Genomic DNA, 26,895 nt, shown 5'->3' with positions numbered 1-26,895 from the left:
TTACCGAGTAAAAAACTTCTCGCAGCAGGAACCGACCCGAAGACAACTCATCGAGACTCTTCTCGTCTAGGATACCTCCCAGAGGGGGACCGTCATCGACGGGGCCGTATAAGTTCCAAACGCCCCCGCGAGCGAGCTGGCCGCGTCGCAGTGAAAACATTGGCCGTTCCCGGCCAGTGCCCACTTGTACACTCAAGACACCCGCCTCCTCCTTCGTTTCCGGGTGTATCAAGACTCCGACATGTTCCCCATCGTTCATCTTTATCTCCAAGGCATCCATCGCGAGGGCGGCCGGTGCTCGATGTGCATCGATCGGTAATCATGACGTGCCTTTATCGAGGAGTCCAGGTTCGAGGACCAGCCGTAGCGGCCCTTTCTAGCAGGATAGCGATACGATCGCTCCTTCGGGGAGTCTCGGATGGCGCTTCTCAGCCATTTGACGCCGCTTTTCGTGCCTTTGAGGTCAAAGGCTGCACCGCGACCAGCCCACATTCGACCCGCCAGCCAGGCAGTAGCTCTCGTGGCCTTGACCGTCTTTCTCCCCGCCTGGAAGAGCCGGATAAGTCGGTAGGCCCTGACCCCCCAAGCTAGAGCTCCGACACCCGGAATGAAACCCACGGCGAACAGTGCGATGTCCAGCTTGTGACTTCCCGCCCATTTGCAGATCTTGGAAGAGCACCATTTTCGGCCGTCGAGATCGTATACATTTACGGGATCGACGGGGTAACTGTAAGAGTTGGCGCTCCCACCAGGGACAGGATCGACAGACATGAAGCGCCCAAGAACGGGATTGTACAACCGGGCGCCCATCAAGGTGAGGCCGGCTCGTGCGTTCGTGGAGCGTTGTTTCGCCCCGAGGTAGTCGTAACGACTGGCCGCGGTGTTGTTCCTCCCGGTAGCCGAATCGAGCAACACTCCGTACTCGTCGGTTGCTGCGCCGGCCACGGCGGTGACAGTTGAGGCGTCGGCGAGAACGGCCGTGACGTCGCCGTGGAGGTTGCCGATCTGCCAGGTGAGGCCGCTGGTGCCGTCGTTCTTCAATGTGGCGGCTGCGGTGAGGTTGGCGTCGGGACCGGTGATGTATCTGGTGACGGTTCCGTCTGCTTCGTTCAGCAGGGCGGGGTTGTCGTCGGTGTCGTTGTAGCGGTTGACGATGGTGGAGTTGTTGACCTGGGCCTGTCCACCGACGGCGGGGAGGTTGGTTGTGGAGGTGAGGAGTCGGTCGCCGGTCGGGTCCAACGTGAAGGTCTGTGTCTCGGTGCCGCCGGTCACGGTGAGGGCCTGGTTGGCGACCATGTCTCCAGGGGCGTAGCCGACGGTGAGTCCGGTTCCGGTGGCGCCTGCGGCGGTGGTGGCGGGGAGGTCGGCGACGGGAACGGTGAGGGTTCGTCCGAGGCCGTCGTAGGTGTAGCCGCTGTCGGTGATCTGGTCGAGGGCGTTGAAGGTGTGCGTCGTGGTGACCGCTGGCACGGTGTAGCCGGTTCCGGCGCAGCTGCTCGTTGTGGGGGCGGAGGTGGCTTTCCCGAGTTGGTTGGAGTCGTTGTCGTAGGTCCAGGCGCGCACGGCGCAGGAGGCCGTGCTCGCCCCGGGGACGGTGCGGACGTCGGCGGCGCTGGTGAGGCGGCCGAGTCCGTCGTAGCCGTAGCGACGGTCTCGGGTCTGAGTGGTGACAGCGGCCGTGCCGGTGCCGGCGGGTTCCCCGCCGGCGGTGAGGGGGATGGCGGTGAGGACCTGGTGGGATTCGACCTGTTGGCCGTAGGCGTTCTCCCCGCCGCCGAAGTCGGTGGAGGTGTGGGCGTTGGCGTCGTCCAGGACGGTGGTGGTGCCGGCTGTGGTGACTCTGCGGACGGCGGCCCCGGTGGTGTCGTAGACCGTTCGGGTCTTGAGGGTGCCGAAGCTGGCCGGGTAGGCCGTCTGCACGGTCCGGCCGTCGGTGTCGAGGGTCATGGTGGCGGTGCCGATGGCGGCTTGGCCGGAGGGGGCGGCGTCGGTCGTAGCGGTGAGGTCACCGGTGGCCGGGTCGTAGGTGTTGGTGGTGGTCCAGGTCTTGGCGCTGGTCTTGGCGTTGTAGCCGAGTGCTCCGGTGGAGGTGACGGTGTCGGTGAGGACGGTGGAGGCGACCCGGGAGGAGGAGTCGTAGCGGGTGGCGGTCTTCAAGCCAGTGGCGTCGGTGAAGGTGAGGAGGCGCCCCAGGGTGTCGTATTCGGAGGTGACCGATCTGGTGCCGTCGTTGACGCTCGTGGCGTTGCCCATGGCGTCGCCGTAGGTGAGGGTCTTGGACTCCGTGCCCGCGCTGACGCCGGCGTTGGCGGTGGTCTGCACGGTGACCGAGGTGGGGCGGTCGGCCGTGTCGTATGCCGTGGTCGTGGTGCGAAGCTTGGGGGTGGCGTAGGCACCCGCTGATTCGGTGACGATCCTGGGTAGCCCGCTGCGGTTGTAGGTGGTCGCTGCGGTCGGGAGGCCGGCGGTGGCCACGGCGGGGCCGGAGTAGCAGACCATGCCGCCGACCGCGGTCAGGTTCGTTCCGGTTCCAGTGGGGTCGCTCGTGCAGTTGTCGGTGCCGTAGGTGGCGCCGGTGGGCCCGTAGTAGCGGGTGATCGTGGTGGAGGCGGAGCCGTCCGGGGTGGAGCCGGGCGTCGAGGTCGTGCCGGGTTGGCGGGGCATGGAGGTCGCGATCGTCCGGCCTAGGACGTCGTACCAGGTGCGGGTGATGGTCTCCCCCGCCTCCGCCGCCCAGGTCCGGACGTACGTCGGTTTTCCGGCCGCGGGACCGGACCACGCGTACTCGGTGGCGGTGTAGCGCAGGTCGTGGGCGATCATCGCCGCCGTGGGGTCAGGGACGCGACCGTGACGCCGGTGGAGCCGTAGTAGGCGGCTGGGTCCTGCCTCAGCTGCCATACGCCGGCGTCGTCCTTGTAGCGGGTGGGTGTGGTGGAACTCAGCAGTTCCCCGGTGCCGGCTACGAAGCCGGTCCTGACGTAGGTGGCGAGGTTGGAGGCCGTCGCCGAGCCGTCGGTGGGCCGGTCCTTGTCATAGCTGGTCAGGGTGACCGATCGGGCTGGGACGGGCAGGACCGAACCGTCGGGGCGTCCCCTGGTGACGGTCAGCCGCAGCGGCTCCGTCGCGGCCACTTCCAGCTCGAGCGGGGCATCGACCTGCGGTCCGGTCGTGAAGGTGGACTGCGCCGGTTCGTAGCGCGTCTGCGTGGACAGCAACTGCGCCCGCTGCCAGGTCAGCAAGGTCGTCAGGTCGGGGGTGGTGGTGTTCCCGGCCGGGGTGTTCTCACCCGAGGTGGTGGACAACGCCGCCAGCTGCGCTGCGGCGCTGGGGCCTTGGGTAGCGACGACGCCGGGGTCGTCCTGGCCGAGGGCGAGGGTACGGTTGGCGGCGGTGATCTGCATGGTCGGGTTGCCGGCGTCATCGATCAGGGAGGCGGTGATGCGGGCCCCCTTGACCGGCACCGCGATCGTCGAAGCGGGGACGTTGCTGCCGCTGCTGCCGGTGGGGCCTTGACTTCCGGCACCGTTGCGGTTCGCGTCGGCCGCGGTGCCGCCGGCACTGATGACCGCGATGTTCTGCGCAGTCGTCTTCGTGTCGTCCCAGGTGCCGCTCGCCACCCACCTGCCCGCGGCGCTGGAGGGAGCGGCGGTGTTCACGGTGCGGCCGTTGACGTCCATGTAGGACACCGCCGCGGTACTCCAGTTTCGGGCGGAGCCGTCAGCGACGTCATTACCGGCATCGGCGTCGGTCTTTCGGGCGTCGGTACCGGCGGTCGGACCGAAGACGGCCGTGGCATCCAGGGGCGGGGAGTCCTGTCCCCAGGTGGCGGCCGACTCCGGGCCCATCGGGTAGGGCCCGAACGCGTTGACATCCAGGGGCACGTTGTACACGACGTTCCAGGTGGAACTCCCGTCGACGTTGCTGACGGTGCCCGCGGCCAAGGTGGCGCGGGAGACCTGCAGCAGACGCCCCATGGAGTACAGCAGGCCGGTGTCGTAGGTCGAGCTGACCTCGCCGTAGGTGAAGCTCCATTCCTGCTGCCCTGGCGGACGCACGGTGGCCACCGGTCCCGCGATCGAGACGGTCGCGTCAGCAGAACCGGCGGGCGCGCCGGTGTTGGCGGTGTAGTCCGGCCGGTAGGAGTACTGGGTGCTCAGGTTGGAACGGGGGTCGGTGACCGAGGTCAGGTACCCGGTGGAGGCGTTGTAGGTGTAGTCGGCGAGGCGGGTCGTCGAGACCGTCCCGGTCGCCGGGTCGGTCGCGGTGAGATCAATCGAGGTGAGCCGGGTGTTCTCGGCCGTGCTGCTCATCCCGGCGGGCACCGTCCAGCTCAGCTGCAGGACACGACAACCGACACCAGGAGTGGACGCAGTGAGGCACGCTGCCTGGTCGCTGGCGCTGAGCGAGGGGTTGGCGGCACCGATCTTGGAAAGGCGCATCGCGGTCGGCGCGGACGCACTGGGGTAGGGGGTGTAGGCGTAGCGGGTGGCGTTGCGCTGCAAAGCTTCGTTCGCGCCGGTTGTGGCCGGCAGCACCGAGGTCACGACCCATCCAGCCTGTTTGCCGGAGCTGGTAACCACCCCGGTTGACGGGGTCGCCTCGGTCCGATTTCCGAATGTCGTGACGATCCCGTCGTCATCGGTGAGCGTCCAGGTCGCAGCCCCGAACGGGGTCGTGGTGCTCCAGGTTCCGCCACTCGGGGTCAGGGTGAGGTCCTCCTCGCCACTGGCCGGGTACCAGGTGCTGCCCTCCTCGTCGATGGCGAATGAGGTCACCGCACCCGAGACATCCACGACATCGAGGGAGTAGTCCGAGGTCTGTCGGACGCTGCGCCAGCCGACCTCCAGATCCTCGTCGACGCCGCCGAGGACCCATTGCGGGCCGAACGCCTGCCCGGCAGGACTCTCCTTGCCGGCCAGGGTGCGCCGAGATGAGGTGGAACGGGTGATGGAGATGCCGAAAGCTGATGCATCCGTGGACGAAAGATCGTAGGCGCCGGTGAGGAGGTTGACCTCACCGGGGCCCATCGCGGTGGTGCCCGACTGACCGGCGTCCGGATCGTAGGCCACGCCCCCGACGGGGGCGATCCCCACCGACTGAGAGGTCTGGGAGTCGGTGAACACGAAGCGGACCTCGATGATCCCGGCGACACCCTTCAGCGTCTTGGCTGCATCCCAGTAGATTCTGGAACCCCCAACCGGGGTGTTCGAGGCCGAGACGTTCGACAAGACCCGCGCCCCTGTCGGGTCCAGCTGGGTCGTCAACGTGCTGACCGAGGTACCCGGGGCCGCGTTCTGCCAGCGCAGGTCACCGGCGGGGATGTTCTGCCACTGGGAGCCCAGCTGAGCACCGCTGGTGCCGGTCTTGGCCTTCGCGCCGCGGCGGTACTGCACCACCGGCGCGGTGTCGAAGCGTTGGACCCAGTTGGGATTCGACCCGGCCGTCACCGACACCTGCAGCGGCAGCCACCGCGCCGTCTGCTGGTTGATGCGGGGGGCGAGCATGGCCGCGGCGCCGGGCTTGAGCATGGCGGTGTAACCGTTGCGGCGATCGCCGTAGATGACGCCGTTCTCGAAGGTGGACTGCTTCGCGCCGGCCGGGGCTGCTCCCCCGCCGGGCATGACGGTCGCCACCGTCTCATCGGAGGTGGGGAAACCCAGCCAGGACGCGGTCTCACCCATGTCCTTGTAGACGCGCAGGATGTTGCCGTGGACGGAGTAGGCCTGCGCTGCCCCGGACTTCCAGTAGATCGAGGTGTTACCCCAGCCGGCGCCGTCGGAGCCCACGGGGGCGAAGTCGTTCTTCTTGCCCGCCACCGCTCCCCCAGCGGTGAGGGCGTCGCTCTCATCGGTGGTCGGGAAGCCGGCCACCGCGAAGGAGCCGTTGGCGATCCAGCGGTCACGGATCAGCCCGTGGACCTCACGCACCCCGGTGGAGGGCGACCAGGCGACGGTGTAGCTGGCTCCCCCGGACTTGAGGAAGTGGTTGTAGCGCCCGGCTCCGGAACCGGCGGTGAGCTCGTCGGTGGCGGGGTAGCCCATGGGGCCGGCCTCCCAACCGGAGTCGGCCCACTTCTGCCGGATGAGGCCTTGGATGGAGTGCGCCCCGGTCGGGCCGGAGAAGTAGATGGAACGGACGTCACCGCTCAAGGAGAAGTGGTTGTACTTGCCGCCGTCGGAGGTGCTGAGCTCGTCGGTGGAGGGGGTGCCGTACCCGGACACGGTCCCCTTGTCGGCGAACTTGTCCCGGATCAGACCGCACACCTTCTTGGTACCGCCACCGGTGGCCGGGTAGTTCGTGCACTGCTCCCAGGACACGGTCAGAGCGGGCTTGCCGCTGGAGTTCTCACCGGAGTTGAACCGCTTGTAGCCGGTGGTGGCCCGTGCCATCGGCGGTGAGGACGAAGCCGTTGTTCGCGCGCCCGGAGTAGTAGCCAGCGGTCCCGTTCGACCACTGCTGGACGATGTTGCGGACGTCGAAGGACTCCGAGCCCGCAGCGCAGGAGGAGCTGTACCCGCGGGCGAAGGACCGGATCACCGGGGTCCCGGCACCCTGCGGACCGGTGTTCCAGGTGACGGTCGAGGCGTTCCACGGAGTGAGCGCCGCATCGACACGAACCCCGTAGGCGGTGCACGAGTAGGAGTAGTTGTTCCACAGCGACAGGCTCGCCGCGGTGATCGTGTTCTCCGACCCGACGAGGTCACCGAGGTTGAAGTACAGCAGGGTCGCGGAGTTCTTGTTCGCACCGTTGATGGGACGCACCCCCATGAGCAGGCGGTTGGCGTCCTGCACACCTTCAGCGGTCGTGGGGAAGGCCTCGTCGACGTAGGCGTCGGCGCTGCCGGTGGAGCCCGACGCGGTGGTCCCGGAGAAGCCGCTGCCGGTGGCGATGTGGGGGTCGATGGTGACCGGGAAGACGCGGGCGTTGTCCCCCACCCACGTCGGGTCCACCGACACCTCGACCGTGGCGGTTCCCCGGCCGGCCCCGGTAGCGGGCGCGACCGCGAGCAGCCTGGTCGCGACCGGTGCCGTGGCGGGCTCCCCCACCTCGTTGCTGGAGGAGTCGTACGCCTTCCCGCCACCGTAGGTGGCGATCACGGTGCCGGTGGAGTCGACGAACTCCACCCCCAGCACCTCAGCCGCGACACCGTCACGGGCCGCAGCCTGACGGACGGTGATACCCGCAGGGAGGCTGAAGCTGTTCCGGTACACCGCCGCCGCGGCCGCACCACCAGCAGCCGACACCCGCTCACGTGAGTCGATGACCACCGACTCCTCAGCCCCGGTAGCCGTGACCGCCACCGAGTAGTCCCGCTCCCCCTTCAGCACACCCGGGAAAGCAGCCTCAGAACCCACCCCACCATCACCCTCCGAGGTCGCGGCGGTGGCGGCGGCGAGGGTGGGCCCAGCCCGCAGCGACTGCAGCTGGGCCGCCGCAGGAGCCGCACCCGCGATCGGCCCCGGCGCCTCCGGTCCCTCCCCCGGTGCGGGGGCAGCATCGGCGGGGGCGACCTCGAGGTCGACACCGACCTGGACCGGGGTCACCCCCGCCGAAGGGGCCGTCGGGCGCACCGCCGGAAGCGGCCCCCCGGGACCACCTCGCCCGACCGGAGCGGCAGCGGCCTGCGGAGACCAGGTGATGGTCTGCCCCGCAGGACCGACGGCCACCATCGCCGCACCGGACTCCCCCGCCAACCGCGCCGACCACGGACCGGCCGCCTCCGCGGTCGTCCGCCCACCAGCCTCACCGGTCAGCGACAGATCGATGTCGGCCCACGTCGCCTCACCACTCGGGTCGGCACCGGTCTTGCCGTCGATGCGGTACCGCACCGCCGAGCCCGCAGTCGTGGTCTGCAACTCCCCGTCCGGCTGAGCCAGAGTGATCGACGTCGCCGTGGTCAGCGAGTCCACGACCACCGGCTCCCCGGAGCGGACCGCTTCACCCTGAGCTGCGGCGATCGCCGCGAAACGCGCCCGCTCAGCCGCTTCCTCGACCGTGGGAGCCGGCGGTAGATCCTTTTCGGGCACACCGACAGCGGGCAACGGTCCCGCAGCGGCGCGTCGGCGCTCCTCCTCCGCCGCGACACGACCCGCCTCGGCAGCAGCGTCGGCGGCTTGACCAGCCAACGCATCCATCGCGTCCTCGCGGACCTCCACCGGGGTCTCACTGGGCTGCGCCGCACGAAGTGCAGCTGCCTGCGCCGACCACGTCGTCAACGACGTCGGGTCGAGGATCTCCACACCACCGACGACGAACCCCAGCAGGACACCCCACGACGTCAGCCGCAGCAACCGCTTCCGCCCCGCCAAACCGGTACCCCGCTGCTGGCTCATTGCCACGCCCCTTGCCGTGTCGCACTGTCGCGGCCGAGGACAAGACCCCCGGCACCACGATCTTGACTACGGAGAGACTATGGCCCACCACTCAGCGTCGTCACAAGATCTGACGAACTCCACTTTTGATCCCGAGCTCGCGGGTCCGCTCGGATCGGTCACGGCGTGTTTGGGTCGGCGGCGAGGGGCACCGCAGGAGTTCTGCGAGGGAGCGCCAAGCAACTCCGCGAAAACCTAGAACGGGGGCTCGTCTCCCGGCCAGGTCGACGCGGCGACCGTCACCGCCCGCCGGCGGCGAGCGGCGCGGGTCTCGAACACGTACAGCGTCTTCTGCCGGTGGTGTCGGCGGCAGGAGGCGTGCAGGTTCGCCCGGACCGTCCGCCCGCCTTCCTCGAACGGGATCCGGTGATCGAGGTCGCAGTCGATCGCCGGGACCAGACAGCCCGGGGTGGTGCAGGTCCTGTCCCGGGCCTGCACGAAACGGCGGAGAGCGGCACCGGGGCGGTAGACCCGGGGTGAGACGTCCAGAACCTCATGGGTGACCGGGTCGGTGAGAACTCTCCGCCAGTCCCCGTCGGCGGCGAGCGCTCGGGCGAGGGCGGCGGGGACCGGTCCGATCCCGGCGACCTCACCGGGTTCGTCGTCCAAACCGAGCAGGGTCCGCGCGGCGATGGTCACGTGCACGGTGGTGCTGGACGCGGGGCGGTGGGTCCGGACGTGCTTCACCGGGTTCACCTCACCCGCCTCAGCAAGCTCGGTCGGGTCGGACAGGGCGGGGACGCCCTCGCGCATCGCGGTGGTCAGGACGTCGGTGAACACGTCGGCGCGGCGCTGCTGATGGGTCCGGTGATCGGCCGCCCCGGTGATCTTGGCGTGGTCAGCGGCCGCGTCGGCGGCGCTGGTGAGCCACCGGTCGAAGCGGAGGGCGATGTCCTTGCCGACCAGGGCGGTGAGGTGCGCGGTCAGGCCGGAGTCCTCACCGGTGTCGCAGAGGTCCACCGAGACGTGACGGGTCGCCTCGGCGACCCGGACGGTGGCGGGGACGTGGTCGGGGGTGAGTCGGCGGATGACCTTCGTGCAGTGCCGGGTCAGTTGTTGCGGGGTCGGCTGGACCTGCGCGATGAATCCGAGCGCGCTGCGGGTGAGTTCGGCCCGCGCTGCGGCGAGCGCGCCACCGTCGAGGACGGGTTCCCCGAACGCCCCGACCCGCACCCCGTCGGAACCCTGGACCGGGACGAGGGTGGCTTCGCGGGCGGCGAGGCGGTCCTGCGCCCGTCGGATCACCGCGCGGTGGGTGGCGGTGACGGCACCGGCCCGGTACGCGTCGTGCAGGACCGGGTCGGCCAGGGCGTCGAGGGCATCCCCGACCTGACCGATCGCCTGCAGGTGGGAGAGGTGCCGCGCCTCAGCCAGGATCATCGCGGCCACCTCGGCGACGAGGTGGCCGAGGAGTTCGGGGGTGAGTTTCTCCCCGTCGCGGGTGCAGCCCAGGTTGCGGGCCCGGGTCACGTCGGGGTGCTCCAGCCGGACGTGACCCAGCAGGGCGACCACGGCGTCGATCGCCATCGCGTGGCCGGTGGAACGGAGCCGTTCAGAGGCCTGCAACAACTCGGTCAAGGCGTCGCGAGGGGCCAGCCGCTCCCCCATGTCCACCGACTCGACAACCTCCGCACCCATGTGCGAATTCTCCTCGACATCGTCGTCGCGATCAAGGGTTACTGTCTCAATACTCGCTCTGCCGCAACGGTTCCGACCACGCTGACCGTACCAGGCATCGGCGGGTCAGGCCTCGAACCGGTACCCCATCCCGGGTTCGGTCAGCAGGTGCCGCGGGCGCCCGGGGTCGGCCTCGAGCTTGCGGCGCAACTGGGCCACGTAGACCCGGAGGTAGTTCGTCTCCCGCTCGTATTCCGGGCCCCAGACCTCCTGCAGCAGTTGTCGACGCCCGACCAGGCGGCCGCGGTCGCGGACCAGCACGTGCAGCAGGGACCACTCGGTCGGGGTCAACCGGACGGGGACCCCGGCCCGTTCGACCACCGCCCGGGGCAGGTCGATGGTGAGCTCACCGGCGACCACGACGTCCTCGGAGCCCGCAGCGGGGGCGCGGCGCAGGGCGGCGCGCAGCCGGGCGAGCAGGACGTCCATCGCGAAGGGTTTCGTCACGTAGTCGTCGGCGCCGGCGTCGAGGGCGTCGACGGTGTCGGCCGAGGAGGTCCGGGCGCTGAGCACGATGATCGGGACCGGGCTCCACCCGCGGATCCCGGCGATGACGTCGAGTCCGTCCAGGTCGGGCAGGCCGAGGTCGAGCAGCACGACGTCGGGATGGGCCGAGGCCGCGAGGTCGAGCGCGCTCGCCCCGTCGGCGGCCACCTCGACCTGCCACCCGCGGGCCCCGAGGTTGATCGCCAGGGCGCGCCGCAGGCCGGGTTCGTCGTCGACCACCAGCACCCGGCTCACCCGTCACCCCCGTCCACCGTCGGATCCGCCGACCCCGCCGCGGAGAGCGGCAGGTCCAGGACCATGGTGAGGCCACCGCCCGGGGTGTCCTCCGCGCCGAGCTGCCCGCCGATCGCCTCGGTCAGCCCGCGCGCCACGGCGAGCCCGAGGCCCAGCCCGGTCGTCCCCCGGTCGTCCAACCGCTGGAACGGGGTGAACACGAGTTCCTTGGCGGCGTCCGGCACCCCGCGCCCGTGGTCGGCGACGAGCAGCCGCATCCCGGCGCGGCCCGCCTCCACCGACACCGACGCCACCACCTCCACCGTCCCGGAGCCGCTGTGCCGCAGCGCGTTCTGCACCAGGTTGGCGACGACCCGACGCAGCAGACCCGGGTCGGTCCGGACGGTCGGCAGGTCCTCGGCGACGTCCACCAATACCCGCTGCGACCCGACGTCGTCGAGCTCGGCGAGCACCGGCAGCACGACCTCCTCCAGACCGACGTCGACCAACCGGGGTTGCACGACACCGGACCGGATCCGCGAGACGTCGAGCAGGTCGTCGATCAACCGCTGCAACCGGTGCGAGGAGTTCCCGACCTCCCGGAGCAGTTCCGCGCGGTCGGCCGGGGGCAGCGCCAGGTGCCCATCCTCCTCGGCCTGCAGGCTCTCCCAGGCCGTCTGCAACGTCGCCAACGGGGTCCGCAGGTCGTGCGACACCGCGGTCAGCAACGCCCCCCGGACGGCGTCACCCTCCTCCAGCCGCCGCGCGTGCCGGGCCTGGCGGGCCAACCGCTGCCGCTGCCGCAGCGCCGCGACCTGCGCCGCGAACGACTCCAGCACCCGGCGGTCGGCCCCCGACAGCAACCGCCCGCGCAGGGCCAGGCAGGTGTCGTCGACCTCGGCGGCCCCCGCGTCGGCCGCGGCCGGCACCGGGCAGGGCGGTTCCCCGACGCGCGCCACCTCGACCCACCCGCCGGTGGCGTCCCGTTCGAGCAGGGTGGCCGAGTCGGCCCCGAACGTGGTCCGGGTGTGGGCCAGGGCCTCCTCCAGCGGTCGTTCGGCGGTGAGGACGGTGCGGGTCAGCACGGCCAGCGCCTCCGTCTCGGCCCGGCGACGGGCGGCCTCCCGACTCCGTCGCGCGGCGGCGTCCACGGTCGCCGAGATCGCGACCGCGACGAGCAGGAACACCGCGAGGGCGACCGCGTTGGTGGGCCGGGCCACGGCGAACTGCCCGAGCGGCGGGGTGAAGAAGAAGTTCACGGCCAGGCTGCCGGCCAGGGCCGCGGCGACGGCCGGCCACCAGCCCCCCACCAGGGCGGCGGCGACCACGAGGACGAGGAAGGCCATCAGGTCGGTCGAGAGGTCCTGGGGACCGAGGGCGAGCAGCAGGGGGGTCAGCAGGGCGGGTCCGGCCAGCGCGAGGACCCAGCCCCAGAACCGCCGTCCCACCGACAGCGCGGCCCGGGCCCGCGGGGGCAGCCCGCGGTTGCCCGCGGTGTGCTCGTGCGGCACGACCAGGACGTCCAGGGAACCCGAGTTCCGCACGACCTCCTCGCCCACCCCCTGCCGCAGCAGGGCGCGCAACCGGCCGTGCCGGCTGGCCCCGACGACGACCTGGCTCGCGTTCAACCCGGCAGCCACCTCCAGCACCGTGGCGGCCACCCCCTCGCCCTCGTCGGTGGTCTGGTGGTAGGTCCCGCCCAGGGACTCGACCAACGCGCGCTGCTCGGCCAACCGGCTCGGCGAACCCCCGAGCACCCCGTCGCCGGCCACGACGTGGACCGCGTGCAGCTCTCCCCCGGCCCCGCGACCGGCGATGCGGGCCGCCCGGCGGACGAGGGTCGCCGACTCCGGCCCCCCGGTCAGCGCGACGACGACCCGTTCGCGGGCCGGCCAGGGTTTCTCGATCCCCTGGGTCCGGCGGTAGCGGGCCAACCCCTCGTCGACCCGGTCGGCCAGCCACAGCAGGGCCAGTTCGCGCAACGCGGTGAGGTTGCCGAGCCGGAAGTAGTTCGACAGGGCCGCGTCGATCTTCTCGGCCGCGTAGACGTTGCCGTGGGAGAGCCGGCGCTGCAACGCCTCCGGGGTCATGTCGACCAGCTGGACCTGGTCGGCCGCGCGGAGGACCCCGTCGGGCAGGGTCTCCCGCTGCTCGACCCCGGTGATGTCGGCGACCACGTCGTTGAGCGATTCCAGGTGCTGGATGTTCACGGTCGAGACGACGTCGATGCCGGCCGCCAGGAGTTCGGCGACGTCCTGCCACCGCTTGGCGTTCCTCGACCCCGGTGCGTTGGTGTGGGCGAGCTCGTCGACCACCGCGACCTCGGGCGCGCGGGCCAGGACCGCGTCGAGGTCGAGCTCGGCGACCGTCATCCCCCGGTGCTCCACCGCCCGGGTCGCGACGAGCTCCAGACCCTCCAGGGCCTCGGCGGTCCGCACCCGGCCGTGGGTCTCGACCACGGCGACGACGACGTCGGTGCCGCGTCGGGCCCGCCGACGGGCCTCGTCGAGCATCGCCACCGTCTTGCCGACCCCGGGCGCGGCCCCGAGGAAGACCCGGAGCCGCCCCTGCGCCCTGGACTCCACCACGACAGCGATCGTCCCTCAGCCGACCGCGGGGGCGTCGCCCAGGGCCCGGGCGAGCGCCCGGTTCAGCGTGACCACGTCGACGCGCGGGGCCCCCAGGACGCCGAGGGTGCGCCCGCTCGTGCTGCGGGCCACCAGCTCCCGGACCTCGGCCTCGCCGAGGCCGGTCTCCCGCGCGACCCGGGGCACCTGCAGCTCGGCGTAGGCCGGGGAGATGTCCGGGTCCAGTCCGCTGCCGGAGGCGGTGACCGCGTCGTCGGGCACGTCGGCGGCGGGGACCCCCTCCCGGGCCGCCACCTCGGCCCGGCGGGTGGCCTGCTCGGCCAGCAGGCCCTCGTCGTTCGGGCCGAGGTTGCTGCCCCCCGAGGCGAGGGGGTCGTTCGACCCCGCGGAGGGGCGGCCGACGAAGCCCGAGGCGTCGAGCGTCGAGGCGGTCGCGACCGGCACCGACGCCGACGGCAGGACCCGGGCCAGCGCGACCCCGGCCAGCGGGAACAGCACCCCGAGGACGAGGGTCGCCGCGAGCAGCAGCAGGACCGCGGCCCGCACCGGTCGCAGCAGCAGGGTGGTGGAACGCAGGAGCAGGGACATGTCAGCCGATCCCGGGGACGTGGGTGAGGACGAGGTCGAGGAGTTTGATCCCGGCGAAGGGGACCAGGACGCCCCCGATGCCGTAGACGACGAGGTTGCGCCGGAGCAGCGAGGCCGCGCCCGTGGGGCGGTAGCGCACCCCTCGCAGGGCCAGCGGGATGAGCGCCACGATGACCAGGGCGTTGAACACCACCGCGGACACGATGGCCGATTCCGGGGTCGAGAGGCGCATGACGTTCAGGGCCTGCAGCTGCGGGAACGTCGTGACGAACATCGCCGGCAGGATGGCGAAGTACTTGGCGACGTCGTTGGCGATCGAGAACGTGGTGAGCGCGCCCCGGGTGATGAGGAGCTGCTTGCCGATCTCGACGATCTCGATGAGTTTCGTCGGGTCGGAGTCGAGGTCGACCATGTTCCCGGCCTCCTTGGCCGCGGTGGTCCCGGTGTTCATGGCCACCCCGACGTCGGCCTGGGCGAGGGCGGGCGCGTCGTTCGTGCCGTCGCCCATCATCGCCACCAGCCGTCCGCCGGCCTGCTCCTGGCGGATCAGGTCCAGCTTGTCCTCGGGGGTGGCCTCGGCCAGCACGTCGTCGACCCCGGCCTCGGCGGCGATGGCCCGTGCGGTGCGCGGGTTGTCCCCGGTGACCATGACGGTCCGGATCCCCATGGCGCGCAACCGGTCGAACCGCTCCCGCATCCCGGGTTTCACGACGTCCTTCAGGTGGATCACGCCGAGGGCGCGGACGGTCCCCGCCCCCTCGCCCACGGGGGCGACCCGTTCGGCCACGACCAGCGGGGTGCCGCCCGCGGTGGAGACGGTGTCGACCAGCGCGGTGAGCTCGGCCGGGACCTCGCCCCCGTTCGTCCGGATCCAGGCGGTGACGGTCGCCGCGGCGCCCTTGCGGATCTCCCGACGCCCACCGGGGCCGACGAGGTCGACACCGCTCATCCGGGTCTGCGCGGTGAACGCGACGTACTCGGCCCGGTCCCCCTCGGCCGGGGCCCGGTCGGTCCCGCCGTGGGACTCCACGAGGGTCACCACGGAACGTCCCTCGGGCGTCTCGTCGGCCAGGCTGGCGGCCCGGGCGGCCGTGGCCAGTTCCGCGGCGGTGACCCCGGCGACGCCGAGCAGTTCGTGGGCCTGCCGGTTCCCCAGCGTGATGGTCCCGGTCTTGTCCAGCAGCAGGGTCCCGACGTCGCCGGCCGCCTCGACCGCCCGACCCGACCGGGCCAGGACGTTGCGCTGGATCAGCCGGTCCATCCCGGCGATGCCGATGGCCGAGAGCAGGGCCCCGATCGTGGTCGGGATGAGGCAGACCAGCAGGGCGACGAGCACGAGGACGTCCTGGGGGCGTCCGGAGTAGATCGCCAACGGCTGCAGCGTCACCACGGCCAGCAGGAAGACCAGGGTGAGCGAGGCGAGCAGGATGTTCAGGGCGATCTCGTTCGGCGTGCGCTGCCGGGCCGACCCCTCGACGAGGGCGATCATCCGGTCCAGGAAACTCTCCCCGGGGCGCGCGGTGATGCGCACCCGGATCTCGTCGGAGAGGACCGTCGTCCCCCCGGTCACCGCGCTGCGGTCCCCGCCGGACTCGCGGATGACGGGGGCGGACTCCCCGGTGATGGCCGACTCGTCCACGCTGGCCGCGCCCTCGACGACGTCGCCGTCGCCGGGGACGACCTGACCGGCGGCGACCGCGACGAGGTCACCCGGCCGTAGACCGGAGGACGGCACCTGCTCCTCACGACCGTCCGGCCCGATCCGGCGGGCCACGGTCTCCTGGTTCACCGCACGCAGCGAGGCCGCCTGGGCCCGACCCCGCCCCTCGGCGACGGCCTCGGCCAGGTTCCCGAACAGCACGGTGATCCAGAGCCAGGCGACGATCGTCCAGGCGAACACGGTCGGGGTCCGCAGCGCGAGCCCGGTGCAGAGCAGCGCCCCGACCGCGACGACGAGCAGGACCGGTGTGCGCACGAGGTGACGCGGGTCGAACTTGCGCACCGCGTCCGGCAACGACGCCACCAGTTGGCGCGGGCTGAACGCTCCGGCCGGGGTCCGCGGCCCGCGCGCGGGGGTGGCGGGTCCCGGACCCGGTCCGGGCACGTCGGGTGCGGTCGGGGTGAGGGTGGAGGAATTCACAGGAGCGACTCCGCGACGGGGCCCAGGGAGAGGGCCGGGAGGAAGGTGAGGGCCGTCGTCACGACGACGACCACGAGGTGCAGGCCGGAGAAGGTGACCGACCGGGTCGAGAGGGTCCCGGGGGTCGGCGCGGTCGGGGAACTCCCCGCGAAGGCGCCGGCCAGGGCCAGCACGAGCACGAGCGGCACGAACCGCCCGACCGCCATGGCCAGCCCGAGGGCCAGGTTGAAGAACGGGGTGTTCGCGCCGAGGCCGGCGAACGCGCTGCCGTTGTTGTTCCCCGCCGAGGCGAAGGCGTAGAGCATCTCGGTGAGGCCGTGCGGGCCGCTGTTCAGCAGGGCCGCGCGGGTGGCGTCGGAGGAGAGCGCGAGGGCGGTGCCGACCAGGACCACGAAGGGGGTGACGAGCAGGTAGAGCGAGACCAGGGTCATCTCACGCCGGCCGATCTTCTTCCCCAGGAACTCCGGGGTCCGCCCGACCATGAGGCCGGCCAGGAACACCGTGAGGATCGCCAGGACCAGCATCCCGTACAGACCCGACCCGACACCGCCCGGGGAGACCTCACCGAGCAGCATGTTCAGCAGCACCACTCCCCCGCCGGCGGCGGAGAAGCTGTCGTGCATGGAGTTCACCGCACCCGTGGAGGTGGCCGTGGTGCTGGCCGCGAACAGCGCCGAACCCCAGGTCCCGAACCGCACCTCCTGCCCCTCCAGGGTGCCGCGGGCGACCTGCGCCCAGGTGGTGAGCGCCACGGACACGCCCCACAGCACGGCCATGACCCCGACGACCGCGAGTCCCTGGCGCACGGAGCCCACGATCACGCCGTAGGCGCGCGGCAGGCTGAACGGGATCACCAGCAGCAGGAAGATCTCGACCAGGTTGGACAGCGGCGAGGGGTTCTCCAGCGGGTGGGCGGAGTTGGCGTTGAAGAAACCGCCCCCGTTGGTGCCCAGCAGCTTGATCGCCTCCTGGGTGGCGACCGGTCCGCCGAGCCCGCCGCCGCGCAGGTCCTGCACCACGCCGAGACCGATGAGGACGACCGTGGCCACGGCCGCCAGCGGGAGCAGGATCCGGAGCAGGATGCGGACCAGGTCGACGAAGAAGTTCCCGACCCCGCCGGTGCCGCGCGCGGCCAAGCCGCGCACCAGGGCGAACGCGACGGCCAGCCCGACGGCGGCGGAGAGGAAGTTCTGCACCGCGAGACCGGCCATCTGGGCGAGGTTCCCGAGCACCGCCTCACCGGAGTAGGACTGCCAGTTCGTGTTGGTCACGAAGGACACGGCGGTGTTCCAGGCCAGCAGCGGGTCCATGCCCGGTCGGCCGAGCGAACCGGGGAGCACCCCCTGCAGGCGCAGCAGCGCGTAGAGCCCCAGCACGGACACGAGCGAGAACGCCAGGACCGCGGCCGCGTACCGGCTCCAGCGGGTATCGGCATCGGGGTCGATGCGCAGCAGGCGGTACGTGCCCCGTTCGACCCGGAGGTGGTGCCCGGAGGTGGCCGTGCGGGCCAGCAGGTCCCCCAGCGGGACGTGCGCCGCGGCCAGCAGGGCCACCAGCAGTCCGATCTGCGCCAGTCCGGCGGCGGTCTCGCCCATCAGAACTTCTCCGGGTGCAGCAGGGCGATCACGAGGTAGATGCCGAGGCCGACCGCGAGCGCCAGGGCGAGGACGGACAGGGCGCTCATCGCGCGTCCAACGCGGCGACGAGCAGGATCGCGACGAGCGCGAGGACGAGGGTCAGGGCGATCAGCCCGACGTCCAGCACGGGGAGCTCCAGGGTCGAGAGGGAGGACGGACCGGACCAGGTCAGCACCCCGGACGGGGACCGTGGCCGACGCTGACGGTTCCCTGACGCGCGGGCCCGCGATCCTGACGGTTCCTTGACACCGGTGGACCACCCCGCCCCGTCCCCCGCGTTACGGTCGGGCGGTGCCGCTGCGTTCCGTCCTCCTGTTCGTGCTGGCCGCGCTCCTCGAGATCGGCGGGGCCTGGCTCGTCTGGCAGGGCGTCCGCGAGCACCGCGGCTGGATCTGGATCGGGGCCGGGGTGCTGGCGCTGGGCGCCTACGGGTTCGCCGCCACCCTGCAGCCGGACGCGCACTTCGGGCGGATCCTCGCCGCCTACGGGGGCGTGTTCGTGGCCGGGTCGCTGCTGTGGGGCATGGCCCTGGACGGGTTCCGCCCGGACCGCTACGACGTCGCGGGCGCGCTGGTCTGCCTGGTCGGGGTCGCGATCATCATGTACGCCCCCCGTGTCGGGACCGGATCGTAGGGTCGGCCCCGTGCCGACACCACGGGTCCACGGGGCCTGGAGCCCCCAGGACTCGCTGCTGCTCTGGGTCGAGGTCCCCCGCCGGGCACCGGGGCCGGCTCGCGAGCCGGATCTCGCGGCCCTCGCCGCCCTGGGCGGCCCGCCGACCCCGACGCTGCTGCACGCCCTGGGGGCGGCCCGGCGGCGGCGGATCGGGCTCGTGCTGCCGACGACCGCGGCGGGTCGCGCGACCGCCTCGACGTCGCGGGCGCGGACCGACACCGGGCTGCGTGAGCACGAGCTGGAGACGAGCGAGGTCCTGGGGCCCGTCGTCCTGGACGTGCTGGAGGAGGTCGGCCGGTTGCCGGCGGCGGCCGCGGGCGACGGGCTGCGCTGGCTGGCCCACCTGGCCGTCACGGTCGCCGGAGCCGTGGCCGCGGGGTCGGTGGTCCCGGACCTGCACGAGGACCCGGTGGGCTCGGGCCGGTTCCGAGCGCGGTGGATCCCGCTGCCGGACAAGCGCTTCCAGCGCTGGCGCACGGCCATGGCCGAGGTCTGCCCGCCGGTGCTGCGGGTCGTGGACCCAGACCGGGGCGCGGCCGCGGACGTGCTCGACGCGGCGGTCGCGACGCTGTGCGACCTGCGGATGCTGCGCGTCGGCGCCGGGGTGCGTCCGGCTCCCGGGCCGACGGCGACCGCGGTCACCGCCTGGGTGGACGCGCTCGTCCACGACGGGGAGGTCGAGGCCGGGGGTCTGACGGGCCTGGCCCGACGGGTCCGCGACTGGCAGCGCAGCGGGGAGACGACGGGGTTCGACCTGGTCCTGCGCGTCGTCGAGCCGGTCGGCGGCGCCGAACCCGAGGAGGGCCGGACCTGGCGGCTGCAGGCCCGGTTGCGGCCGGTGGACGACCCGAGCGTCCTGCTCACCACCGCGCAGGCCCGGGCCGAGGCGGCGGGCGGGTCGGCGGGCGGCCCGGGTGGGGGCGAGGACCCGTTGCTGGTGTTCCTGGCCGCCGTCACCCGGGCCGGGACCGCGTGGCCGCCGCTGCGCGGGTTGCTCACCGGCAACGACCGGACCGACGTGGACCTGACGACGGAGCAGCTGCTGGACCTGGTCGAGACGGGGGCGCCCCGGCTCACCGCGGCCGGGGTGGTGGTGCAGCTGCCGCGGCGGTGGACGAAGCGGGCCCTGACGCTGTCGCTCGCGGTCTCCGCCGGGCAACCGGGAGCGGTGACCGACCCGCAGCTGCGCCGCGACGACCTCACCGCCTTCCGCTGGCAGGTCGCGCTCGGCGGCGAGGAACTCACCCCGGCGGAACTGAGCCTGCTGGTCGAGTCGCGCTCGGAGCTCGTGCAGTTCCGCGGCGAATGGGTGCAGGTCGATCCCGAGGTGCTGCAACGCTGCGCCGAGTTCCTGCGCCGCAAGGGGTCCGGTCAGGCCAGCCTGGCCGACGTGCTGGCGTCGCTGTCCTCGCGCGCCCTGCCCGCCCCCGTGGTCGACCTGCGGGCGGCGGGTGTGCTCGGCGACCTGCTCTCGGGGACGGCCGAGCACCGGTTGGCCCCGCTGCCCGCGCCCCGCGGCGTGCGGGCGACGCTGCGGCCCTACCAGGCCCGGGGGGTGAGCTGGCTCGCGGCGATGACCGCGGCCGGGTTGGGGGCGGTGCTCGCCGACGACATGGGGCTGGGCAAGACGCTGCAGCTGCTGACGCTGCTGCAGCACGAGGCCGAGACCTCCCCCGGGCGCGGTCCCACCCTGCTGATCTGCCCGATGAGCGTGATCGGCAACTGGCGGGCCGAGGCGGCCCGGTTCACCCCGGAGCTGAGGGTGCTGCTGCACCACGGCCCGCAGCGGGCGCGCGGTGAGGAGTTCGACCGGGCCGCGGCCGGGCACGACCTGGTGCTGTGCACCTACGGCCTGCTCGTGCGCGACGTCGAGGACCTGGCCCGGACCGCGTGGCGGCGCGTGGCCCTGGACGAGGCCCAGCACGTCAAGAACACCGCGACCCGTGCCGCGCGCTCGGTCCGGGCGCTGCGCGCGGGGCACCGGGTGGCCCTCACGGGGACGCCGGTGGAGAACCGGTTGGAGGACCTGCGGGCGGTGCTGGACACGGCCAACCCGGGCATCCTCGGGTCGGTGGCCGCGTTCCGCGACACCTTCGCCGTCCCCATCGAGAAGCTCGGCCAGGCCGAACCGGCCCGACGCCTGGCCACGCTCACCCGGCCGTTCCTGCTGCGCCGGGTCAAGACCGACCCGACCGTCGCCGGGGACCTGCCCGAGAAGATCGAGATGACCGTGCGGGCGAACCTGACCCCGGAGCAGGCGGCGCTCTACCAGGCGGTGGTCGAGCAGTTGCTGAAGCGCCTGGCCGAACCCGAGGTGGAGGGGGTGTCCCGGCAGGGTCTGGTGCTGGCGACGCTGACCCGGCTGAAGCAGATCTGCAACCACCCGGCGCACTACCTGGCCGACGGTTCGGCACTGCTGCACCGCGGTCGGCACCGGTCGGGCAAGCTCGAACTGCTCGACGACGTGGTGGGCGCCGCGCTGGACGAGGGCGAGAAGGTGCTCTGCTTCACCCAGTTCGCCGAGTTCGGGTCCCGGCTGGCCCCGCACCTGGCCGAGCGGGCCGGGCGGGAGGTGGCGTTCCTGCACGGCGGGGTCTCCCGCTCCGGGCGCGACCGGATGGTCGAGGAGTTCGCCGACCCGGCCGGTCCCCCGGTCATGGTCCTGTCGCTGAAGGCGGGGGGCACCGGGTTGAACCTCACCGCGGCCAACCACGTCGTGCACGTGGACCGGTGGTGGAACCCGGCCGTCGAGGACCAGGCGACCGACCGGGCCTTCCGGATCGGGCAGAAGCGGCGCGTGCAGGTGCGCAAGTTCGTCTGCGCCGGAACGGTGGAGGAACGGATCGACGCGATGATCACCCGCAAGCAGGACCTCGCCGGCGCGGTCGTCGGCGCCGGGGAGAGCTGGATCGGCGATCTCGACGACGACGCGCTGCGCGAGCTCGTCGTCCTCGGCGCCGACGCGGTCGGGGACTGACCGTGGCGGCCCCGGAGGAGGGTTTCGAACGGTTCGGGCGGCGCCGACCCGGGTCGGGGACGCCCCTCGCCTCGCGGCGCGGGCGGATCGCGCAGACCTGGTGGTCGAGCAGTTTCATCGACGAGCTGCAGAGCGGTCGCGACGCGGGCCGGTTGTCGCGGGGCCGCACCTACGCCCGCAGCGGTCAGGTCGCCGAACTGCGCCCCCGGGCCGGGGCGGTGACGGCGCGCGTGCAGGGGTCGCGTCCGCGGCCCTACCTGGTGGAGATCCTCGTCCGGCGCTGGACACCCGCCGAGGTCGAGGCGGTGGTGGCGGTGACGGTCGAGAACCCGCTGCTGCTGGCCCCGTTGTTCGCCGGGGACGTGCCCCGGGCGATGCCGGACCTGCTGGCCGAGACCGGGGTCGAGCTGCTGCCCGCGGCCGGGCACCTGGCCTACGACTGCAGCTGTCCCGACGCGGGCGACCCGTGCAAGCACGCCGCCGCCACGGTGTACGTGCTCGCCGAACGTCTGGACGAGGACCCGACCCTGCTGTTCCTGCTGCGCGGGATCCCGGTCGCGGACCTGTTGCGGCGCATCGAGTCCGCGGCCTCGGGGCAGAGCACCGCCGAACCCGGCCCGGACCCGGCCCCCGAACGCTTCCACCGCCTCGGCGGGCCGGTCCCCGAGCTGACCTTCGCCCGCCGGGCCCCGGGCCGGACCGTCGCCGACGACCTCGACGAGACGCTGCTCGGGCCCGGCGGGGACGGTCTGGCCGACGCGTTGCGCCCGTTCTACGCCCGGCTGCGCGAGAGCGGGGGGTGAGCCGCGGTCGCCTCCCGCAGGCGTCGGCGCAGCAGTTCCGCGTCGACGACCACGTCGGCGTCGGAGTCGGGGAACCGCAGCGGCCAGGGCAGGGACGGTTCCCGGCCCCGGACCAGGGCGTAGTCCAGACCCGCGCTGCGGCAGAGTTTCGCGGTGGCCGCCGAGACGAGGGCGGCGGGCAGGATCTCGACGACGCGGGTCCCGGGTCGGCAGAACGCCAGGTTGGCCGAGGCGGCCCCGATGACGGCGACCACCACGTCGGCCGCCGCGACCTCGGCGGCCTCGTCGCGCAACGGGAGACGGCCCGTCCGCAGGACCTCCACGTCGAACTCGGCCAGGACGGCGAGCACCTCGTCGCGGTTGACGATGCGGCGCTTGTCCTGCGGTTCACGGTCCAGGAACACCCGCCGACCCGGGCCTGCGGTGGATGCCGGCGCCGTGCCCGGGTCGACGGTCCGGCGCATCCACTCGACCACCCAGGGCGGGACCCACCGGTTCGCGGAGGGCACCGAGGTGACCAGGAGGCGTTCGGCGGCGACCCGCTCACCGCGCCGCAGCGTGCGGCGGCGGTCGACGGGGACGCCCATGCGGTCCAGCCACTGCCCGACCCAGGCGTGGCGCGGGTCGGGCACCAGCCAGGTGTCGGCGGCGAGCGCGTCCTCGAGCCAGCCGGCCTGCTCCAGCAGCCCCAGCCGCGGGGCCCCCTGGACGCTGAAGTGGTAGTAGTTCCACGCCCACGGCGTGAGCAGGTTGACCGTCGTCCCCGGCAGCCGGGCCACCCCGGGCAGGTCGGTCCGGGCCGCCCCCGCCCCCACCCCGGGTTCGCGGCCGGCGAGACGACGCGTCGGGTACCAGGCGTCGACCCACAGGTCGTCGACGAGCTCGCCGTCGACCAGCACCCACCCGTCCTCCCCCGCGACCTCGGCCCCCGCGACGTCGAGGGCGACCTCCGCCGGGACGTCCCCCCCGCCCCACGACCAGGCCCGGTGGTCGCTGCGACGCAGACCGGGCGGGACGGGGAGCTCGTGCCGGGCGGACGGGCGCAGCGTCACGGCCCGCACCCGCGGGTGCTCGGTGAGTCGTCGGACGGTGGTGGCCGGCGGCAGGTGCCCCGCCTCGACACCGGCCAGACGACGCTCGCGCACCCGCCGGACGCCCGTGCGCACGAGGTAGCCGGGGCCCACGTGGGGGCGCGGGTCGGCGGTGACCGTCACGGCGCAGGTCTTACCACGCTCAACGACCCGTCGCGACTGTGCCGTGACGGGAGAGGGCCGGGCCCCGACCCCGGTGAGGGGGTCGGGGCCCGGCCCCGGTGGTGCGGTGGTGCCGGTGGTGCTGGGACCGCGTCCGGGTCAGGCCGGGACGATGTCGGGCGCGCCCAGCCGGATCCGGTCGGCGCTCTCGTCGTCGGGCTGCTCCTGCGAGGCCCGCTCGGCCTCCACCCGACCGCGGTAGTGCTCGACCTCCGACGCCCGCCGCTCGGCGTCCCAGCCGAGGGCGTCGCCCATGAGGTCCGCCACCAGTTCCGCGCTCTCGGTTCCGCGGTCGTAGGTCTCGATCGAGATCCGGGTCCGGCGGGCGAGGACGTCGTCGAGGTGGCGGGCCCCCTCGTGGGTGGCGGCGTAGACCACCTCGGCGGCCAGGTAGTCGTCGGCCTTCGGCAGCACCTTGCCGAGCTCCGGGTCCTTCTCGATCAGCGCGACCAGCTCGGTGGTGAGCGAGCCGTAGCGGTTGAGCAGGTGCTCCACGTGGTCGACGTGGATGCCGGCGCGCGCGGCGATCATGTGCCGCTGGTTCCACATGGCCTGGTACCCCTCGGCCCCGACCAGCGGGACGTTCTCGGTGACCGACTCCGGGATCTTCCCGTCCAGCCCGTCGACCGCCACGTCCACGGCGTCCTTGGCCATGACGCGGTAGGTCGTGTACTTGCCGCCGGCCACCACGACCAGCCCGGGGACCGGGTGCCCGACGACGTGCTCGCGCGACAGCTTGGAGGTCGACTCGCTCTCCCCCGACAGCAGCGGGCGCAACCCGGCGTAGACGCCCTCGACGTCGGCGCGGGTCAGCGGGGACCGCAGCACGGTGTTGGCGTGGTCCAGCACGTAGTCGATGTCGGTACTGGTCGCGGCCGGGTGGGCCTTGTCCAGCGTCCAGTCGGTGTCGGTCGTCCCGACGATCCAGTGCCGACCCCACGGGATGATGAACAGGACCGACTTCTCGGTCCGCAGGATCATCCCGGTCTTGGACTGGATGCGGTCGCGCGGCACGACGAGGTGGATGCCCTTGGAGGCGCGCACCTTGAACTGCCCGCGGGCGGCGACCAGCTCCTGGGTCTCGTCGGTCCACACCCCCGTCGCGTTGATGACCTGCTTGGCCTTGACGGTCATCTCCGCCCCGCTCTCCAGGTCCTTCAGCACCGCGCCCACGACCCGCTCGCCCTCGCGGACGAAGCGCTGGACCCGGGTCCGGTTGGCCGCCAACGCCCCGTAGGCGGCCGCCGTGCGGGCGATCATCATCGTGTGCCGGGCGTCGTCGACCTGGCCGTCGTAGTACTGGATGGCCCCGACCATGGCGTCCTTGCGGATGCCGGGGGCCTCCTTGGCGACGCCCCGCCGGGTGAGGTGGCGGTGCAGCGGGAAACCGGTGTTGTTGCCCCCGGAGATCGCCATCGCGTCGTAGAGCGCGATGCCCGACCCGACGTAGGGACGCTCGGCGAACCGCTTGGTCAGGGGGTAGAGGAACGGCACCGGACGCACCAGGTGCGGCGCCAACCGGTTGCGCAGCAACCCCCGCTCGCGCAGCGCCTCGTGGACGAGCGCGAAGTCCAGCATCTCCAGGTAGCGCAGCCCACCGTGCACGAGCTTGGAGGACCGGCTGGAGGTGCCGCTGGCCCAGTCACGGGCCTCCACCAACCCCGTCCGCAGTCCCCGGGTCACCGCGTCGAGGGCGGCTCCCGTGCCGACCACCCCACCACCGATCACCAGGACGTCCAGTTCCTTCTCGGCCATCTCCCGCAGGGCGTCCGAACGCGCCTGCGCCGACAGCGCCTTGGTCTCCACCAGTCAGCTCCCTCTCCTCGAAAACCTTGTCGTCGATCCCGCCGGGCCGGTCAGTCGACGTCCACCCAGTTCAACGTCCGTTCGACGGCTTTCTTCCATCCGGTGTACCCGTCCTCACGCTGCTCCTGGCTCCAGGTCGGCTCCCACCGGTCGCCCTCGTTCCAGTTCTCGCGCAGCTCGTCGGTGCCGGACCAGAACCCGACCGCCAGACCCGCCGCGTAGGCGGCACCGAGCGCCGTCGTCTCGGCGACGACGGGCTTGGAGACCGGGACCCCCAGGATGTCGGCCTGCAGCTGCATGCACAGCTTGTTCGCCGTGATGCCCCCGTCCACCTTCAGCACGTCGACGGCGACCCCGGAGTCCTTCGACATGGCCTCGGCCACGTCGCGGCTCTGGTAGCAGATCGCCTCCAGCGTGGCCCGGGCGATGTGCGCGTTGGTGTTGTAGCGCGACAGCCCGACGATCGCGCCGCGGGCGTCGGAACGCCAGTAGGGCGCGAACAACCCGGAGAACGCGGGCACGAAGTAGCAACCGCCCGAGTCCTCCACCGAGGCGGCCAACGACTCCGACTGCGAGGCACCGGAGATGATGCCGAGCTGGTCGCGCAACCACTGCACCGCCGAACCGGTCACGGCGATGGAACCCTCCAACGCGTACACGGGCGGCTGGTCGTCGAACCGGTAGCAGACCGTCGTGAGCAGCCCGGCCTCGGAGCGCACCAGCTCGGTCCCGGTGTTCAGCAGCATGAAGTTGCCCGTGCCGTAGGTGTTCTTGGCCTCCCCGGCCTCGAAGCACACCTGGCCGACCATGGCGGCCTGCTGGTCCCCGAGGATCCCGGTGAGCCGCACCTCCCCGCCCAGCGGCCCCTCGGCGGTGGTGCTGCCGTAGCCCTCCGAGCAGGAGGAGGGTTTGATCTCGGGCAGCATCGAGCGGGGCACGGAGAAGATCTCCAGCAGCTCGTCGTCCCAGTCGAGCGTCTCCAGGTTCATCAGCATCGTGCGGCTGGCGTTGGTCACGTCGGTGACGTGCACACCGCCCCGGGGCCCGCCGGTGAGGTTCCAGACCAGCCAGGAGTCGGTGTTGCCGAAGATCGCGTCACCGTTCTCGGCGGCCTCGCGGACCCCGTCGACGTTCTCCAGGATCCACTGGATCTTGCCCCCGGAGAAGTAGGTCGCGGGCGGGAGGCCGGCCTTGCGCCGGATGGTCTGCCCCCGCTCGTCGCGGTCCAGCGCGGTCGCGAGCCGGTCGGTCCGCGTGTCCTGCCAGACGATCGCGTTGTAGTAGGGGCGCCCGGTCTTCCGGTTCCACACCACGGCGGTCTCGCGCTGGTTGGTGATGCCCAGCGCGACGAGGTCGTCGGCGGACAGACCGGCCTGGCGCAGCCCGGACTGGATGACCGAGGAGGTGCGCTCCCAGATCTCGACCGGGTCGTGCTCGACCCAGCCGGGCCTGGGCATGATCTGCGTGTGCTCGAGCTGGTACTTCACCACCTCGTTGCCGCCGTGGTCGAACACCATGAAACGGCTGGAGGTCGTGCCCTGGTCGACGGCGCCGACGTAGCGGGCGGAGGACGAGCTGGCCATGGGATCTGCCTCTCTGCAGGTCTGGGTCCCGGGAACCGGGGTGGGGCAGGGGTGGGTCAGGGGTGGGTCAAGGGT

17 protein-coding genes are annotated in these 26,895 nt (G+C 72.2%); 3 read left to right on the top strand and 14 right to left on the bottom strand.

Annotated features, from left to right (window positions below; translation table 11 throughout):
* Positions 1-261 precede the first annotated feature (261 nt).
* From ACFFKU_RS17370 to ACFFKU_RS17320, 11 genes are all read right to left on the bottom strand, one after another.
* Entirely contained in the window at positions 262-2,820 is a 2,559-nt protein-coding gene (locus ACFFKU_RS17370) for an RHS repeat-associated core domain-containing protein (RefSeq protein ID WP_380139948.1), read from the bottom strand.
* Positions 2,817-6,389 (bottom strand): LGFP repeat-containing protein, encoded by a 3,573-nt coding sequence (locus tag ACFFKU_RS17365; protein ID WP_380139946.1) that lies wholly within the window; start codon positions 6,387-6,389, stop codon positions 2,817-2,819. The genes ACFFKU_RS17370 and ACFFKU_RS17365 overlap by 4 nt, the downstream gene beginning before the upstream one ends.
* Entirely contained in the window at positions 6,346-7,125 is a 780-nt protein-coding gene (locus ACFFKU_RS17360; protein WP_380139945.1) for a DNRLRE domain-containing protein, read from the bottom strand. Before ACFFKU_RS17360 ends, ACFFKU_RS17365 begins: the two co-directional genes overlap by 44 nt.
* 1,443 nt (positions 7,126-8,568) lie before the next feature.
* Positions 8,569-10,011: an HNH endonuclease signature motif containing protein gene (locus tag ACFFKU_RS17355; protein ID WP_380139943.1), complete on the bottom strand. Its 1,443-nt coding sequence runs from the start codon at positions 10,009-10,011 to the stop codon at positions 8,569-8,571.
* A 105-nt stretch (positions 10,012-10,116) separates the two neighbouring features.
* Entirely contained in the window at positions 10,117-10,791 is a 675-nt protein-coding gene (locus tag ACFFKU_RS17350; RefSeq protein WP_380139941.1) for a response regulator, read from the bottom strand.
* The gene (locus ACFFKU_RS17345) at positions 10,788-13,358 is read right to left on the bottom strand and encodes a DUF4118 domain-containing protein (protein ID WP_380139939.1); all 2,571 of its coding nucleotides are present in this window, start codon (positions 13,356-13,358) and stop codon (positions 10,788-10,790) included. The genes ACFFKU_RS17350 and ACFFKU_RS17345 overlap by 4 nt, the downstream gene beginning before the upstream one ends.
* A 15-nt stretch (positions 13,359-13,373) precedes the next feature.
* Positions 13,374-13,946, bottom strand: a complete 573-nt coding sequence (locus ACFFKU_RS17340) for a potassium-transporting ATPase subunit C (protein WP_380139937.1) — start codon at positions 13,944-13,946, stop codon at positions 13,374-13,376.
* A gap of 1 nt (position 13,947) precedes the next feature.
* The gene (kdpB, locus tag ACFFKU_RS17335) at positions 13,948-16,086 is read right to left on the bottom strand and encodes a potassium-transporting ATPase subunit KdpB (protein WP_380139936.1); all 2,139 of its coding nucleotides are present in this window, start codon (positions 16,084-16,086) and stop codon (positions 13,948-13,950) included.
* Entirely contained in the window at positions 16,083-17,681 is a 1,599-nt protein-coding gene (gene kdpA / locus ACFFKU_RS17330) for a potassium-transporting ATPase subunit KdpA (RefSeq protein ID WP_380139934.1), read from the bottom strand. Before kdpA ends, kdpB begins: the two co-directional genes overlap by 4 nt.
* Positions 17,681-17,770 carry a K(+)-transporting ATPase subunit F gene (gene kdpF, locus ACFFKU_RS17325; protein ID WP_380139933.1) on the bottom strand — a complete coding sequence of 30 codons (90 nt, stop codon included), beginning with the start codon at positions 17,768-17,770 and terminating at the stop codon, positions 17,681-17,683. Before kdpF ends, kdpA begins: the two co-directional genes overlap by 1 nt.
* Positions 17,767-17,898 (bottom strand): hypothetical protein, encoded by a 132-nt coding sequence (locus ACFFKU_RS17320; protein WP_380139931.1) that lies wholly within the window; start codon positions 17,896-17,898, stop codon positions 17,767-17,769. The genes kdpF and ACFFKU_RS17320 overlap by 4 nt, the downstream gene beginning before the upstream one ends.
* 116 nt (positions 17,899-18,014) lie before the next feature.
* Between ACFFKU_RS17320 and ACFFKU_RS17315 the strand changes: the two genes are divergently transcribed.
* The 3 genes from ACFFKU_RS17315 to ACFFKU_RS17305 are packed head-to-tail and all read left to right on the top strand — an operon-like array spanning position 18,015 to position 22,178.
* Complete coding sequence (locus tag ACFFKU_RS17315) at positions 18,015-18,356, top strand: YnfA family protein (protein ID WP_380139929.1); 342 nt, start codon at positions 18,015-18,017, stop codon at positions 18,354-18,356.
* A gap of 10 nt (positions 18,357-18,366) precedes the next feature.
* Positions 18,367-21,375 carry a DEAD/DEAH box helicase gene (locus ACFFKU_RS17310; protein WP_380139927.1) on the top strand — a complete coding sequence of 1,003 codons (3,009 nt, stop codon included), beginning with the start codon at positions 18,367-18,369 and terminating at the stop codon, positions 21,373-21,375.
* A 2-nt stretch (positions 21,376-21,377) separates the two neighbouring features.
* Positions 21,378-22,178, top strand: a complete 801-nt coding sequence (locus tag ACFFKU_RS17305; protein WP_380139926.1) for an SWIM zinc finger family protein — start codon at positions 21,378-21,380, stop codon at positions 22,176-22,178.
* On the opposite strand, the gene ACFFKU_RS17300 is transcribed toward ACFFKU_RS17305, so the two are convergent.
* The 3 genes from ACFFKU_RS17300 to glpK form a co-directional block, all read right to left on the bottom strand.
* Positions 22,148-23,392, bottom strand: coding sequence for a glycosyltransferase family 61 protein (locus ACFFKU_RS17300; RefSeq protein WP_380139924.1), 1,245 nt, complete (start codon positions 23,390-23,392; stop codon positions 22,148-22,150). The two genes, ACFFKU_RS17305 and ACFFKU_RS17300, sit on opposite strands and share 31 nt — an antisense overlap.
* Positions 23,393-23,530: 138 nt before the next feature.
* The gene (locus ACFFKU_RS17295; protein WP_380139922.1) at positions 23,531-25,237 is read right to left on the bottom strand and encodes a glycerol-3-phosphate dehydrogenase/oxidase; all 1,707 of its coding nucleotides are present in this window, start codon (positions 25,235-25,237) and stop codon (positions 23,531-23,533) included.
* A gap of 50 nt (positions 25,238-25,287) precedes the next feature.
* Positions 25,288-26,820, bottom strand: a complete 1,533-nt coding sequence (gene glpK / locus ACFFKU_RS17290) for a glycerol kinase GlpK (protein WP_380139920.1) — start codon at positions 26,818-26,820, stop codon at positions 25,288-25,290.
* Positions 26,821-26,895: the final 75 nt, after the last annotated feature.

Source organism: Kineococcus gynurae (genome assembly GCF_042433995.1).
GTDB lineage: Bacteria > Actinomycetota > Actinomycetes > Actinomycetales > Kineococcaceae > Kineococcus > Kineococcus gynurae.
The sequence above is the reverse complement of the archived record's forward strand: the minus strand, read 5'-3'. Positions and strand labels throughout refer to the sequence as shown.

Coding starts and splice junctions, on each gene's coding strand:
- ACFFKU_RS17370 (WP_380139948.1), bottom strand. CDS start 2,820: ATGATCGCCCACGACCTGCGCTACACCGCCACCGAGTACGCGTGGTCC.
- ACFFKU_RS17365 (WP_380139946.1), bottom strand. CDS start 6,389: ATGGCACGGGCCACCACCGGCTACAAGCGGTTCAACTCCGGTGAGAAC.
- ACFFKU_RS17355 (WP_380139943.1), bottom strand. CDS start 10,011: ATGGGTGCGGAGGTTGTCGAGTCGGTGGACATGGGGGAGCGGCTGGCC.
- ACFFKU_RS17340 (WP_380139937.1), bottom strand. CDS start 13,946: ATGTCCCTGCTCCTGCGTTCCACCACCCTGCTGCTGCGACCGGTGCGG.
- kdpA (WP_380139934.1), bottom strand. CDS start 17,681: ATGGGCGAGACCGCCGCCGGACTGGCGCAGATCGGACTGCTGGTGGCC.
- kdpF (WP_380139933.1), bottom strand. CDS start 17,770: ATGAGCGCCCTGTCCGTCCTCGCCCTGGCGCTCGCGGTCGGCCTCGGC.
- glpK (WP_380139920.1), bottom strand. CDS start 26,820: ATGGCCAGCTCGTCCTCCGCCCGCTACGTCGGCGCCGTCGACCAGGGC.